This window comes from Pseudomonas sp. BNK-15 (genome assembly GCF_047456105.1).
Classification (GTDB): Bacteria; Pseudomonadota; Gammaproteobacteria; order Pseudomonadales; family Pseudomonadaceae; genus Aquipseudomonas; species Aquipseudomonas putida_E.
This window is the reverse complement of sequence record NZ_CP179898.1, coordinates 685,650-699,395: the sequence shown is the minus strand read 5'-3', so window position 1 is coordinate 699,395 and position 13,746 is coordinate 685,650. Positions and strand designations below refer to the sequence as shown.

12 protein-coding genes are annotated in these 13,746 nt (G+C 62.2%); 5 read left to right on the top strand and 7 right to left on the bottom strand.

What is annotated here, in order from left to right; all coding sequences use genetic code 11:
• The first annotated feature begins 20 nt into the window (after nt 1-20).
• Nucleotides 21-797 carry a class I SAM-dependent methyltransferase gene (locus ACMGF5_RS03150; protein WP_281870112.1) on the top strand — a complete coding sequence of 259 codons (777 nt, stop codon included), beginning with the start codon at nt 21-23 and terminating at the stop codon, nt 795-797.
• A 274-nt stretch (nt 798-1,071) separates the two neighbouring features.
• On the top strand, nt 1,072-2,034 hold the full coding sequence (locus tag ACMGF5_RS03145) for an RHS repeat-associated core domain-containing protein (protein ID WP_158621140.1): 963 nt from the start codon (nt 1,072-1,074) through the stop codon (nt 2,032-2,034).
• Nucleotides 2,035-2,112: 78 nt separating this feature from the next.
• Here ACMGF5_RS03145 and ACMGF5_RS03140 read toward each other — a convergent pair whose 3' ends face one another.
• Nucleotides 2,113-2,742, bottom strand: a complete 630-nt coding sequence (locus ACMGF5_RS03140; RefSeq protein ID WP_414157560.1) for a TetR/AcrR family transcriptional regulator — start codon at nt 2,740-2,742, stop codon at nt 2,113-2,115.
• A gap of 181 nt (nt 2,743-2,923) precedes the next feature.
• Here ACMGF5_RS03140 and ACMGF5_RS03135 point away from each other — a divergent pair, with 181 nt between their 5' ends.
• Together ACMGF5_RS03135 and ACMGF5_RS03130 are read left to right on the top strand one after the other, a co-directional pair.
• Nucleotides 2,924-4,024 (top strand): efflux RND transporter periplasmic adaptor subunit, encoded by a 1,101-nt coding sequence (locus ACMGF5_RS03135; protein ID WP_012315919.1) that lies wholly within the window; start codon nt 2,924-2,926, stop codon nt 4,022-4,024.
• 6 nt (nt 4,025-4,030) lie between these two features.
• Nucleotides 4,031-7,096 carry an efflux RND transporter permease subunit gene (locus ACMGF5_RS03130; RefSeq protein ID WP_174142365.1) on the top strand — a complete coding sequence of 1,022 codons (3,066 nt, stop codon included), beginning with the start codon at nt 4,031-4,033 and terminating at the stop codon, nt 7,094-7,096.
• A 36-nt stretch (nt 7,097-7,132) separates the two neighbouring features.
• Here ACMGF5_RS03130 and ACMGF5_RS03125 read toward each other — a convergent pair whose 3' ends face one another.
• The 3 genes from ACMGF5_RS03125 to plsB form a co-directional block, all read right to left on the bottom strand.
• Complete coding sequence (locus tag ACMGF5_RS03125) at nt 7,133-7,822, bottom strand: DUF4197 domain-containing protein (RefSeq protein ID WP_046784330.1); 690 nt, start codon at nt 7,820-7,822, stop codon at nt 7,133-7,135.
• 33 nt (nt 7,823-7,855) lie between these two features.
• Entirely contained in the window at nt 7,856-8,254 is a 399-nt protein-coding gene (locus tag ACMGF5_RS03120; RefSeq protein WP_046784329.1) for a YbaY family lipoprotein, read from the bottom strand.
• A gap of 75 nt (nt 8,255-8,329) precedes the next feature.
• Nucleotides 8,330-10,816 (bottom strand): glycerol-3-phosphate 1-O-acyltransferase PlsB, encoded by a 2,487-nt coding sequence (gene plsB / locus ACMGF5_RS03115; RefSeq protein ID WP_119687675.1) that lies wholly within the window; start codon nt 10,814-10,816, stop codon nt 8,330-8,332.
• A 231-nt stretch (nt 10,817-11,047) separates the two neighbouring features.
• Between plsB and ACMGF5_RS03110 the strand changes: the two genes are divergently transcribed.
• Entirely contained in the window at nt 11,048-11,257 is a 210-nt protein-coding gene (locus ACMGF5_RS03110) for a cold-shock protein (protein ID WP_012315914.1), read from the top strand.
• Between the two features lie 99 nt (nt 11,258-11,356).
• Here the strand turns inward: ACMGF5_RS03110 and ACMGF5_RS03105 are convergent, their stop codons facing one another.
• From ACMGF5_RS03105 to dapE, 3 genes are read right to left on the bottom strand one after another with little or no spacing between them, the layout of a single operon-like run.
• Nucleotides 11,357-11,734, bottom strand: a complete 378-nt coding sequence (locus ACMGF5_RS03105; RefSeq protein ID WP_012315913.1) for a hypothetical protein — start codon at nt 11,732-11,734, stop codon at nt 11,357-11,359.
• A 17-nt stretch (nt 11,735-11,751) separates the two neighbouring features.
• Nucleotides 11,752-12,564, bottom strand: coding sequence for a putative RNA methyltransferase (locus tag ACMGF5_RS03100; protein WP_196996937.1), 813 nt, complete (start codon nt 12,562-12,564; stop codon nt 11,752-11,754).
• Nucleotides 12,564-13,715: a succinyl-diaminopimelate desuccinylase gene (dapE, locus tag ACMGF5_RS03095; protein WP_119687674.1), complete on the bottom strand. Its 1,152-nt coding sequence runs from the start codon at nt 13,713-13,715 to the stop codon at nt 12,564-12,566. Before dapE ends, ACMGF5_RS03100 begins: the two co-directional genes overlap by 1 nt.
• Nucleotides 13,716-13,746 lie beyond the last annotated feature (31 nt).

Sequence of the window (13,746 nt, the reverse complement as noted above, 5' to 3'; positions counted from 1 at the left end):
CGAATTTTCAGGTGTGGATGATGGAAGAGCAAGGCACGGGTATCAGAGTCGAAGCGATGTCGGCTGAATATGCGCAACAGGCTACGGCATGGGCCGAGCGCCTGGGCCTGCCGCTGCAGGACGATGCCGCCGGTTTCGCTGTGCAGGTGGGCGCCGATGGCTTGCAGATCCAGCAGTTGGGCCCGCAGGCACCCGGGCCAGTGCGGGTGGACTTCGTCGAAGGCCAGGCAGCCCATCGGCGCCAGTTTGGCGGTGGCAACGGGCAGATGATCGCCAAGGCCGTGGGCATCGCCCAAGGCGTGCGGCCACAAGTGCTAGATGCCACGGCGGGTTTGGGCAAGGACGCGTTCGTGCTGGCCAGCCTGGGTTGCCAGATGACCCTGATCGAGCGCCAGCCGCTGATAGCCGCCTTGCTGGAAGACGGCCTGACGCGAGCCCGGTCGGATGACGAGGTAGGGCCTATCGTCGGCCGCATGCGGCTGCTGACAGGCAACGCCATCGAGCGTATGCGCAACTGGGAGGGGGAGGCACCGCAGGTGATCTACCTTGACCCCATGTTCCCGCACCGGGACAAGAGCGCCCTGGTGAAAAAGGAAATGCGCGTATTCCGGCCATTGGTCGGCGATGACCTGGATGCCCCGGCTTTGCTCGAAGCCGCGCTGGCGCTGGCCAGCCACCGGGTGGTGGTGAAGCGGCCGCGCAAGGCACCGATCATTGATGGACCAAAGCCGAGCCATAGCCTGGAGGGCAAGTCGAGCCGGTATGATATTTATCCAAAGAAAGCGTTGAAGGCCTGATCTTTCTCGTGCGGTTGTTCACAGACCTTTGACCATGCGTGCGGGCGCATGCCTGGATTGCTGTGGCCTTTGAGATCATGCGCCGCCCTGATTTCAAGTGGGGGCTGAAAAAGCCCTCCGCATACACTTCCCACATACCCACCGTCCACAATGACTGTGTGTATGATCTGAAAAGATTGAGTGGGTCTGGATTGACCTGGCATTTCTGCTAGTGGTTTTTTCTTTGCTATGGCGCCAGTCTTTCGAACATCTGAAGCCACTGAGGTTAATGTTCATGCCGACCATTCCCAACGCCAAACAAAATACCCGGCAAGTTTTTTATTGCAAAGAGACGATCTCCATTGAGTTAAGTGGCAACGGACGCTGGCGTATCCTTCAGTCTGATGGACAAGTTCTGGCGCAGAAAAATCACAGTGCCGTGCACTTGCCCACCGCGTTAGCGGCCTGCGACCCGCAGCGCTCTGTGTTATCGATGCATAACGGGGAACGGCACGAGTCACAGATTTACTCTCCCTACGGTCATCACTCTCAGGGCAGCGGTTTGCTGTCGTTGCTTGCCTTCAATGGCGAGCGGCCAGACCCAGCCACGGGACATTATCATCTGGGGAGAGGCTATAGGCAGTTCAGCCCGGTCATGATGCGGTTCAGTAGCCCGGACAGTTGGAGCCCATTTGGGGCGGGCGGGTTCAATGCCTATGTATATTGCGCAGGAGATCCCACTAACCGTAGTGACCCGACTGGTCACTTCTGGGGTATCGGGACCTTTTTCAGAAGATTGTTTGGCATGAAACCCAAAGCGCAAAAAAAAAAGAGCACCAGCTTGCCGGTAACGAAAACAAACCCCACTCAAGGTAACAGGGCTGTTGGCGCCATGCCTAAAGCTGCACCCACCGGTGGCGATACTATTCCATTTGAGAAGCTATTTAATGATCGCGAAATTGCTGAGCAGTTTCAGTTATTTGAAAATTTAAATTTGCCAGAGCGCTCGGTTGTAAAAAAAGGTAACAGCCGAGTGCAGTCGCTTGGCTCTACTCCCGATAATGCCGCTGGAGAACGGTATGAAAGGTATATGGGCGTGCAGAGAGGTGAGGTGAATAACTATGCCAGAACTCTTGAACTAGACGCACTTGCCAATGAATTGGATCAGGTTAACAGTCGTATGGAGCGCGCGGGCCCATCACGAGACATCATGGTTCAGTCCGTTTTGCAGAAAGAAATCAGGAGGCGTGTTTCTTGATATGTAATTGAACCGAGTTCTGACTGCCTTTTGCGAGCCTCCGCAGAAGGCAGAAATCGGCCAGCTATCGACATTGGCTCAGCGCCGAAACGCCCGCAAGAACACCCCCACCACCTCGCGCACATGCGCCTCGGCCTCATCTCCCTCCAATGGCCCTGCACACCCCAGTAGCAACCGGTAATCGGGCGCTCCTTTGACCAGGCAGAAGAAGTGCTCGGCCGCGTGCAACGGGTTGTCGATGCGCAACAGGCCGCGCTCGGCGACTCCGCGCAACAGCCCTTCCATGCCCGCCAGCACCCGTTTCGGCCCGGCTTCGTAAAAGAACTCGCCAAAGCTTGGGTCCTGACTGCCCTGGGCCATGATCAGGCGGCTCAACTTGACCGCCTCATCACTGCTGATCAACGCCTGGAAGCCCCGGGCAATATTCAGCAGCACGGCCTCGACGGGCGCGCCCTCGGGGTACTCGAACATCAGGTCGGGTAGCTGATTCTGGCAGGTAGCCATGACCGCAGAGCCAAACAGCGTCTGTTTATCGTTGAAGTGGCTATAGACCGTGAGTTTTGAAACACCTGCCGCCGCAGCGACCGCATCCATGCTGGTGTTGGCATAGCCGAGGCTGAGGAACAGCGTCTTGGCCGCTTCGAGGATCGCCTCGCGCTTGGCCAGGTCCTTGGGGCGACCTGGGCCGATGGGTGCGTCGTTGGGCATTGGAATCCGTGTCTGGTTGAAGGGGCCCCCATCTTACCGGCTCGGTTGCCTTCCGGCTTCAGGGAATGGCCCATCGTTAACGTTGATTTTCTTTCCGACGCTGGCTTCCCGGCTTCGGTTCCCTGATTTAATATACTCGACAGTATAAATATTCGATGCGCTCGTCGCGAAAGGATTCATCATGTTGCGTCATGCCTTGTGCCTCGCTCTGCCTGCCGCTGCCGCCTTGTTGCTGGCGGCCTGCGGGCAGGAAGCCGCCCCGCCCACTGCTCCGCGCCCGGCGCTGGTGGTCCAGCCGCAACCGGCCCAAGCCTCAGCCGACAGCTACCCTGGCGAGGTGCGAGCGCGTTTCGAGCCGGAGCTGGCGTTCCGCATCGCTGGCAAGGTCAGCAAACGCCTGGTCGAGGAGGGGCAGCGGGTCCAGGCCGATCAGCCACTGGCAGAGCTCGACCCCCAGGATGTGCGCCTGCAACTTGAGGCCAACCGTGCCCAGTTGGCGGCCGCCGAAGCCAACCTGGCGCTGGTGCGCGCCGAGCGTGACCGCTACCGCAAGCTGCTGGATCGGCAGATGGTCAGCCATTCCCTGTACGACAACGCCGAGAATCTCTACCGGGCCGGGCTCGCGCGCCTCAAGCAGGCCAAAGCGGAGTTCGACGTGGCTGGCAATCAGGCCGGTTACGCCGTGTTGCGTGCGCCCCAGGCCGGCGTGATCGCCAAGCGTCAGGTCGAGGTCGGCCAGGTGGTGGCTGCCGGGCAGACGGTGTTCACGCTGGCGGCTGACGGTGAGCGCGAAGTCGTCATCGGCCTGCCGGAGCAGCAGTTCGCCCGCTTCGCCGTTGGCCAGCAGGTCAGTGTCGAGCTGTGGTCGCGGCGCAATGAGCGCTTCCAGGGCCGTATCCGTGAGTTGTCGCCCGCAGCCGACCCCCGTTCCCGTACCTTCGCCGCACGTATCGCGTTCAACTCGGCCAAGGTGCCCGCCGATCTTGGGCAGAGCGCTCGGGTATTCATCGCCCATGACGGGCTGATCCCGCTGGCTGTACCTCTCTCGGCGATTACCGCTGAAAACGGCCAGGCGTACGTCTGGCGAGTCAACCAGGACCGTCGACTGGAGCGTGCTGCCGTGCGCCTGGGGCCTTATGGCAGTGACACTGTCCCCGTACTTGAGGGCCTGAACCCTGGCGACTGGGTGGTTGCCGCCGGCGGCCACGTGCTGCGCGAAGGGCAGGAGGTGCGGCCGGTGGACCGTACCAACCGTGTGGTGAACCTGACGGCCAAGGAGTAAGTCCCGATGGGTTTCAACCTTTCCGCCTGGGCGCTGCGCAATCGCCAGATCGTACTGTTCCTGATGATCCTGCTGGCTGCCATTGGCGCCATGTCCTACACCAAGCTGGGGCAGAGCGAGGATCCACCCTTTACCTTCAAGGCCATGGTCATCCGTACCCTGTGGCCGGGGGCCACGGCCGAGGAAGTGTCGCGCCAGGTCACCGAGCGCATCGAGAAGAAGCTGATGGAAACCGGCGAGTACGAAAAGATCGTCTCGTTCTCGCGCCCCGGCGAATCGCAGGTGACCTTCATGGCCCGGGACTCGCTGCATTCCAAGGACATCCCCGAGCTGTGGTACCAGATCCGCAAGAAGGTCGCGGATATCCGCCACACCCTGCCCCCGGAAATCCAGGGGCCGTTCTTCAATGATGAGTTCGGCACCACCTTCGGCAACATTTATGCGCTCACCGGCACCGGCTTCGACTATGCGGTGCTGAAGGACTACGCCGACCGCATCCAGATCCAGCTGCAACGGGTCAAGGACGTGGGCAAGGTCGAACTGATCGGCCTGCAGGACGAAAAAATCTGGATCGAGCTGTCCAACCTCAAGCTGGCCACCCTGGGCGTGCCGCTGGAGGCCGTGCAGCAAGCGCTGCGGGAGCAGAACGCGGTGAGTACCGCCGGCTTTTTCGAAACCCCCAGCGAGCGCTTGCAACTGCGCGTCAGCGGGCAGTTCGACAGTGTCGAGCAGATTCGTCAGTTTCCCATTCGGGTAGGGGACCGTACCTTCCGTATCGGCGATGTCGCCGAGGTCTACCGTGGCTTCAATGACCCGCCTGCGCCGCGCATGCGCTTCATGGGCGAAGACGCGATCGGCCTGGCCGTGTCGATGAAAGATGGCGGCGACATCCTGGTGCTGGGCAAGGCACTGGAAGGTGAGTTCGAGCGCTTGGCGCGCAACCTGCCGGCCGGCATGCAGCTGCGCAAGGTCTCCGACCAGCCGGCGGCGGTCAAGGCGGGCGTGGGTGAGTTCGTCCAGGTGCTGGTCGAGGCGCTGGTCATCGTGCTGTTGGTGAGCTTCTTCTCACTTGGCCTGCGTACCGGTTTGGTGGTGGCCCTGGCGATACCCCTGGTACTGGCGATGACCTTTGCCGCCATGCACTATTTCGGCATCGGCCTGCACAAGATCTCGCTGGGCGCGCTGGTATTGGCCTTGGGCCTGCTGGTGGACGACGCGATCATTGCCGTGGAAATGATGGCGATCAAGATGGAGCAGGGCTTCGATCGGTTCAAGGCTGCCAGTTACGCCTGGACCAGTACGGCCTTCCCGATGCTGACCGGTACGCTGATTACCGCTGCCGGCTTCCTGCCGATTGCCACGGCAGCGTCGAGTACGGGTGAGTACACCCGCTCGATCTTCCAGGTAGTGACCATCGCGCTGATCACCTCATGGGTAGTGGCCGTGGTGTTCGTCCCTTACCTGGGCGAACGGTTGCTGCCGGACCTGGCCAAGCTGCATGCCGCCCGTCATGACGGTAGTGGGCATGCGCCAGACCCCTATGCCACACCGTTCTACCAGCGTGTGCGACGTGTGGTGGAGTGGTGCGTGCGGCGGCGCAAGACGGTCATCCTGCTGACCATCGCAGCCTTTGTCGGCAGCATTGCGTTGTTCCGCTTCGTGCCGCAGCAGTTCTTCCCGGCGTCTGGTCGCCCAGAGCTGATGGTCGACCTGAAACTGGCCGAGGGTGCGTCGCTGGGCAATACCACCGAGCGGGTCAAGCAACTGGAGGCCCTGCTCAAGCAGCAGGATGGCATCGACAACTATGTGGCCTACGTGGGCACGGGGTCGCCGCGTTTCTATCTGCCATTGGACCAGCAACTGCCCGCCGCCAGCTTTGCCCAGTTCGTCGTGCTGGCCACGTCCATGGAGGAGCGCGAGCGCTTGCGCAGTTGGCTGATCAACACTGTGGACCAGCAATTCCCCGACCTGCGTGCCCGCGTCACCCGCCTGGAAAACGGCCCGCCCGTGGGCTACCCGGTGCAGTTCCGGGTCACGGGCGAGCATATCGAGAAGGTGCGCGCCCTGGCCCGCGAAGTCGCGGACAAGGTGCGCGAGAACCCGCATGTGGTGAACGTGCACCTTGACTGGGAAGAGCCGAGCAAGGCGGTGTTCCTGGCGATCGACCAGGACCGTGCGCGCGCACTTGGCGTAAGCACCGCCCACCTGTCGAGCTTCCTGCGAAGCTCGCTCACCGGTACCACGGTGAGCCAGTACCGGGAGGACAACGAGCTGATCGAGATTCTTTTGCGCGGCACGCAGAAAGAACGTGGCGAGCTGGGCAACCTTGGCAGCCTGGCGTTGCCCACCGACAACGGCCAGAGCGTTGCGCTATCGCAGGTAGCGACCCTGGACTATGGCTTCGAGGAAGGCATCATCTGGCACCGTAACCGCTTGCCGACGGTGACCGTACGCGCCGACATCTATGACAAGCAGCAGCCGGCGACCCTGGTCAGGCAGATTGCCCCGACCTTGCAGGAGGTCAAGGACAAGCTGCCTGATGGCTACCTGCTGGAAGTGGGCGGCACAGTCGAGGACTCCGAGCGTGGGCAGAAGTCGGTGAACGCCGGTATGCCGTTGTTCATCGTAGTGGTGCTCAGCTTGCTGATGATCCAGCTGCGCAGCTTCTCGCGCACGGTGATGGTGTTCCTCACGGCGCCACTGGGGCTGATCGGCGTGACCTTGTTCCTGTTGGTGTTCCGCCAGCCGTTCGGCTTCGTCGCCATGCTTGGCACCATTGCCCTGGCGGGGATGATCATGCGCAACTCGGTGATCCTGGTGGATCAGATCGAGCAGGATATCGCCTCGGGGCTGGACCGTTGGCAGGCGATCATCGAGGCTACCGTGCGACGCTTCAGGCCGATCGTGCTGACCGCACTGGCGGCGGTGCTGGCGATGATTCCGTTGTCCAGAAGCGTGTTCTATGGGCCGATGGCGGTGGCGATCATGGGCGGGTTGATCGTTGCCACGGCGCTGACCCTGTTGTTCCTGCCGGCATTGTATGCGGCGTGGTTCAGGGTGAAGAAGGGCTGAAGGCTGCGGGGGAGGGCGTCGCCCTCCCTTCGCGGGTCACAGGGCGCCAAATACCTTCTTGGCCAGGCTGGTAGCCGCCTGTGCAGGGTTCTGACGAATGCTCTGTTCTTGTTTGGCGATCATTTCAAACAGGCCGTCGAGGGCTTTTTCGGTCACATAGCTCTCGACATTGGCACTCTTGGCATCGCCCAGGCCCAGGGCTGACGCCTGGCCGGCAAAGCTGTTGTATTGTTGAACCACGCCAACCTTGTCGGTCGCCGCCTTGACGATGGGCAGGAACTTGGCGCGGATCTGCTCCCGGCTGCTCTTGTTCAGGTACTGGGTGGCCGAGTCGTCACCGCCGCTGAGAATGCCCTTGGCGTCGGTCACACTCATGTTCTTCACCGCGTCCACCAGGATCGCCTGGGCCTGCGGCACCGCCGCTTCAGCGGCCTTGTTCATGCTGTCTTCCAGGGCGGTAACCTCATCACCTTTGCCAAACATCTTCATGGCTTTGGCGGCTTTGCCGAGGTTGCCTGGCAACTCGATGCGTACATCGGGGTTATTGCTGAACCCGCCTGGGGTGCTCAGTTGCTTGACGGCGAGCTGCGCCCCTTGGGTCAGGGCATCCTTCAGGCCGCCGGTGGCGTCTTTCTGGCTCAGGTCGCCAAGTGACAGGGCCAGCGCGCTGGCCGACAGCAGCAGGCCGGCGCACAGGGTGGTCAAGCGCAGGGAGGAGCGAATCATGAAGCTTTCCTTTTGAACAGAAGTAGGCGGGGATCAGCGCACCGGATCGACTTTGATCCGTACTGGCTGCTCATCGCTGCCGTCGAGTTTGACCCCATGATGCTCGGTGTTGATGAACAGCAGCTTGCCGTTCAGCTCGATGCGGGCGCTCACCGCGTAGCGGTGGCCAGGCTTGACCTGGGCTGGGTCATACGTGAGGTGGAACGGCAGCGGCACGTTGCCTTTGACCGGGCCGGCCTGGCGGGCCAGGGTCACCGCAGGGGCGTCCATCAGCGACACGTCTTGCAGTTCGACACTCAAGGTGGCGCTGGGCGGCAGGGCAATGCGCTGCAGGTAGAAGACTTCACCGTCCAGGCTGGCCTGTGGCGATGGGGTGTGGCTGGAACAGGCTGCGAGCAGGGATGCGCAACACAGCATAACGAGCTTTTTCATGGATTCTCCGTTGTCCTTGGGCTGGCTTGTGGCCAAGCCCAAGGACTTTAACGGATTTTTCCGGTTGATGATGCTTTAGAGGATCGATGCTTCCAGCGCATGTTCACGGTGCAGCGCCACCTGCCGGATCGAAAGGCGCAGCTCTGCCGACAACACACGCTTGGCCACCCCTTCGGCGAGTTCGCCAAGTTTGTCGTGGTAGCCCAGTTTGCCGTTGCCATCCGGGCGCAGCACACCTTGCTCGACCAAGGTCTGGATGAAATGGCGGAACAGCGTCTTGTCAAAGAACTCGGGGGCGTTCAGGCCATGCAGTATCGACAGGCGCTGGGCCATCATCACGCAGAGGTCTTCCAGTGCTTCGGCGCTGAGGGTGTTCTGGCCGCTGTTGAGCAACAGCGAGGTGGCCATGTAGAAGCGCTGCAGAGTCTGGGTGATGGTGCGGGCCAGCAGCGTCAGCAAAACGAACTGGCGCGAACTGGGGGCCGGGCGCACGTACACATCGTTTTCGCGGCGCAGCAGGCCCTGTTCGACCAGTGCCGCCAGCCACTGATCGATCACCTCGTCCAGTTGCTCGGGTGCCCAGCGCAGGAACAGTTCGGCCTGCAGGTACGGGTACAACGCGTGTACATATTGCCCGAGCAGTTCACGGCTCATCCGTGAGCTGCTGTGGAAGAAGCTCGCCAGTAACGCCGGCAAGGCAAAGATGTGCAGGACGTTGTTGCGGTAATAGGTCATCAGCACTGCATTGGCTTCATCCAGGTAGAGAATGCGGCCAAGGGCGTCTTTTTGTTCCGCCAGCAGGTTCATGCCCCTGACATGTTCGATCAGCGCCTGGCCGTCACCTTCGGGCAGGGTGGTGTGCTGCGAATAGGGGACCTTGCGCAAAAGGGCCAGGTACAGGTCCAGTACCCGGGTCAGGGCACTTTCGTCCAGGGCCAGGCGGCTGGTGGAGAGCAGTGCCAGGGCTACCAGGTTGACCGGGTTGACCGCTGCGGCTTCGTTGAGGTGACGGGCTACGGTTTCACCCAGGCGGGTGGTGGTCTCGTTCAGCCAGGCCGGACGGAACTGCGGGCCAAGTGCCTGTTCGCGCCAGCCGGGTTGCTGTTGGTCGAGAAAGCCTGCCAGGCGGATCGGTTCGCCGAAGTTGACGTAGACCTGGCCGAAGCGTTGCTTCAGCGCGCCGATGACCTTGAATATGTCGAAGATCGACTCTTTCTTCTTGCTGGCGCCACGCAGTTCACCCAGGTAGGTGCGGCCTTCCAGTACCCGTTCGTAGCCGATGTACACCGGCACGAAGACGATCGGTGTGCGCGATGAGCGCAGGAAGCTGCGCAGGGTGATCGCCAGCATCCCCGTGCGCGGTTGCAGCATGCGCCCGGTGCGCGAGCGCCCGCCCTCGACGAAGTACTCGACCGGGAACCCCTTGGTGAACAGGGTGTGCAGGTATTCGTTGAACACTGCGGTGTACAGCGGGTTGCCCTTGAACGTGCGGCGCATGAAGAAAGCGCCGCCGCGGCGCAGCAGGCCGCCGATCACTGGCATGTTGAGGTTGATGCCGGCGGCAATGTGCGGTGGCGTCAGGCCGTTGCGGAACAATAGGTACGACAGCAGCAGGTAGTCGATGTGGCTGCGATGGCACGGTACGTAGATAACTTCGTGGCCCGGCGCGATGCCTTGCACCTGCTCGATGTGGTTGACCTTGATACCGTCGTAGATCTTGTTCCAGAACCAGCTGAGTACCACTTCCAGGAAGCGGATCGCGGTGTAGGTGTAGTCCGAGGCGATCTCGTTGCCGTAGCGCAGGGCCTGTGCTTCAGCCTTGGCCACGGGAATGTTTTCCCGTTGGGCTTGTTCGCCGATGGCCTGGCGAACCAGTGGTGCGTGCACCAGGCCTTTCACCAGATTGCGCCGGTGCGAGATGTCCGGGCCGATCACTGCAGTCTTGAGGTTGCGAAAGTGTACGCGCATCAGGCGTTGGGCCATGCGCACGGTGCGCTCATGGCCTTTGTTGTGCTGCACCAGGTCACGCACCTGGATCGGCGCCGAGAACTGCACGCGGGTCTTGCGCCCCAGTATCAGGATGGTCAGTAGCCGGCGCAGGCGCCCGGTTACCGCCCAGCTGTCGGCGAACAGCAATTTCCACGGGCTCGATTCGCTTGCAGGCGTCTGGCCCCAGAACACACTGACCGGGATGATCTGTGCATCTTCCTCGGCATGCTTGCTGACTGCTGCAATCACACGCTCAAGGGCAGGAGGCGCGCCGCGCTTGTCTTGGCGGCCGAGCCAGTCCGGGTCGGGGGTGAGGTAGAAGAAACCGGCCGGCTCGTGCAGTGTGCCCACAGCTACCGGCAGTACCGGGCGCGGCAGCCCCGCCTTGGTGCACTCGTGGTCGAGTACGGCCAGGTCGGTGAGCGATGGCGAGGGCAGGGCATAGAACACCGGGCGGCTGCGGTCGAGTTGCAGGCTCATGGCGGACTGATTGATGGTCTCGGAGCGCACCCACAGGTACAACAGGCGACGCAGAGCGCCGAAGATCAGGCGGCGCAGGGGAGAACGGGTCATGGGGTGTGTGCCCTGGGTGTGATTTTTAGTAAGTGTGCAATCAGTTAGTCTGCCGTATCGGCGTAAGTTCAGCAAAATCCTGCAAAGGGCGCGGCGGTCATGAAAATTATTTGTTCTGTGTCATATACTCGGCCTGCCACTTGCAGGATATTTCGGCAAGCGGCGTCGGCACGGGGAGGAAACCCTGTGTCTACAAGGCGATCTTCACAATAAAAATCCGGAGTAGTTCAGATGTCGTCTCGTGAGACTGGGAATGTAAAGTGGTTCAACGATGCCAAGGGCTTTGGCTTCATTCAGCGCGAAGGTGGTGCGGATGTGTTCGTCCATTATCGGGCGATCCGCGGTGAGGGGCATCGTACCCTGGTCGAAGGGCAGCGGGTCGAGTACTCCTGCGTGCAGGGCCAGAAAGGCCTGCAAGCCGAGGACGTGGTAGGGCTCTAAGTCCCAAACCTCAAGCCTCAAGCCTCAAGCTGCAAGTTGACCGTGTAACTTGCAGCCTGATGCGAACCCTCTTGCAGCTTGCCGCTTAAAGCTTGCCGCTCACGAGGTACGCCAGGTGATTTCCTCTTCACCGTCAGCGCTGATGCGGATCCAGCGATCGGCATCTTCCTCGCCATCTTCCTCGACCCAGCCACCCGGCGCGCAGCGCACTTCCACGCCCAGTGCGGTGAATGCGGCGCGGGCGCAGGCGACGTCATCGTCCCATGGGGTCTGGTCGCTTTCCAGGTAAAGGCTGTTCCATTTCCCTACAGCCTTGGGTAACCAGGTGACCGGAATGTTACCGGCCTTGCATTTGAAGGTCTGGCCTTTCTGCTGCCATTCGCTGCAGGGGCCGATCGCTTCGCCGAGCCATTGGGCAATCTGCTTGTGGTCGACGTCAGCGTCCTTCAGGTAGATCTCGATATCAGGTTGGCGCATAAGGGCTCCGGGTGTGCTCAGTCTTGGCGCACGAAATAGTCATAACGCATGGAAACCGTGACGTCGAAGGGCTCGGCCTGGTCGATCACCCGCGCGCGTTTCTCGGCACTGGCGCGCCAGCCGTGCGGGGTCATGGCCAGCAGGTCGGCGCGGGCTTTGGGTGCAGCCAGGCTCAGCCTGAACTCCAGGGTTTCGCTGTGGGCATGGGCCATGCCCTGCGGTACCAGGGCCAGGTGTTTGTCGTCGGCATAAGGGCGAACTTCATCGTAGAGCACTTCGCGCAACTCCATCAGGTGGCCGCTGGTCGGGCCCACCCGCATCAGGCCGCCACCCGGGCTCAGCAGGCGCTGGGCCTCGGCCCAGTCCAGCGGGCTGAAGACGCTGGCGATGAACTGGCAACTGGCATCGGCCAAGGGTACGCGGGCCATGCTGGCGACCATCCAGGTGACCGAAGGCTCGCGGCGGCAGGCGCGTTTGACGGCTTCGCGCGAGATGTCCAGGGCGTAGCCGTCAGCCTGTGGCAGGGCCTGGGCGAGCTGCGCGGTGTAGTAGCCTTCGCCGCAGCCGATGTCGAGCCAGGCGCCGGGCTGGCGCTCAGTGGCCAGCTCGGCCAGGCGGCGGGCCACGGGCGCGTAATGGCCGGCATCGAGGAAATCCCGGCGTGCTTCGACCATGGCCTGATTGTCGCCAGGGTCACGGCTGTTCTTGTGCTGCACAGGCAGCAGGTTCAGGTAACCCTGGCGGGCACGGTCGAAGCGGTGGCCGGCCGGGCACACCACGCCGTTGTCGAGCCGCGTCAGGGCCGCATGGCAAATAGGGCAGGCGAGCATCAGGCGAGCAACCGCACCAGGGTCTGGTAGTAGATCTCGGTCAGCAGGTCGAGGTCGCTGGCCAGGATGCGCTCGTCGACCTGGTGGATCGTTGCATTGACCGGGCCCAGTTCAACGACCTGGGTGCCCATGGTGGCGATGAACCGGCCATCGGACGTACCACCGCTGGTGGACGGCTGGGTATCACGGCCGGTGACGCCCTTGATGCTGGCCGACACGGCATCGAGCAGTTCACCGGGTTCGGTCAGGAATGGCAGGCCCGAAAGCGCCCAGTCGATCGACCAGTCCAGTTCATGCTTGTCGAGGATTGCCGATACTCGCGCTTGCAGGCCTTCGACCGTCGACTCGGTGGAGAAACGGAAATTGAACAGCGCGGTCAGATCGCCAGGTACCACATTGGTGGCGCCGGTACCGGAGTTGAGGTTGGAGATCTGGAAGCTGGTCGGTGGGAAGAACGCGTTGCCTTCATCCCAGTGTTCGGCGGCCAGCTCTGCCAGCGCCGGCGCGGCCAGGTGGATCGGGTTGCGCGCCAGGTGCGGGTAGGCCACGTGGCCTTGTTTGCCGCGCACGGTCAGTTTGGCGCCGAGCGAGCCACGGCGGCCGTTCTTGACCACGTCACCGAGCAGGGTAGTGCTCGACGGCTCGCCGACGATGCACCAGTCCAGGCGCTCGTTGCGCGCGACCAGGCGCTCGACCACAGCCTTGGTACCGTGATGGGCCGGGCCTTCTTCATCGCTGGTGATCAGGAAGGCGACCCTGCCGCGGTGGTTCGGGTAGTCCTGCACGAAACGCTCACTGGCGACCACCATGGAGGCCAGGCTGCCCTTCATGTCGGCGGCGCCGCGACCGCAGAGCATGCCGTCGGCATCGATCAGTGCCTCGAACGGCTCATGCTGCCACTGCTGCACCGGGCCGGTGGGGACCACATCGGTGTGGCCGGCGAAGCACAGCACCGGACCGTCCTGGTTGCCATGGGTGGCCCAAAAGTTGTCGACGTCCTCGATGCGCATCGGTTCGAGCTGAAAGCCCACGGCGCCCAGGCGCTTCATCATCTGCGCCTGGCAGTCGGCGTCGACAGGGGTGACCGAGGGGCGACGGATCAGGTCGCAGGCCAGTTGAAGGGTAGGCGAGAGCTCGGCTGGGGCCGTCATGGGGAACTCCGGGGCAAGGCAAGGCGGAAAA